Origin of the sequence: Pseudomonas sp. ICMP 8385 (genome assembly GCF_002699915.1) — a bacterium.
GTDB classification, from domain to species: Bacteria; Pseudomonadota; Gammaproteobacteria; order Pseudomonadales; family Pseudomonadaceae; genus Aquipseudomonas; species Aquipseudomonas gessardii.
The window spans coordinates 1-202 of the sequence record NZ_LKBY01000076.1 but is presented as its reverse complement, the minus strand read 5'-3'; the positions used below and the strand labels follow the sequence as shown (position 1 = coordinate 202).

Genomic DNA, 202 nt, shown 5'->3' with positions numbered 1-202 from the left:
TCAACCCAGCGGCGCAATGCCGATTCACCAATGCCGAGTGAACGGCTGGCTTCGATGTAGCTGTAGTTTTGTTTGAGCACAAGGTCGGCAGCCTCGCGCTTGAATTCAGGAGTAAAGGAGCGGCGTTGTTTGGTCATCTGACACCTCGATCTGGCGAGCATTCTCGCCTAAATGGGTGTCCGGTTTCATTAGACCACTACAG

The 202-nt window shown here is 53.5% G+C and carries 1 protein-coding gene; it reads right to left on the bottom strand.

Annotation, left to right across the window (positions count from 1 at the left end; all coding sequences use genetic code 11):
* Window positions 1–137, bottom strand: a 137-nt coding sequence (locus tag AO268_RS08075) for a transposase (RefSeq protein WP_141562798.1), incomplete at its 3' end; no start/stop codon positions are given.
* Window positions 138–202 lie beyond the last annotated feature (65 nt).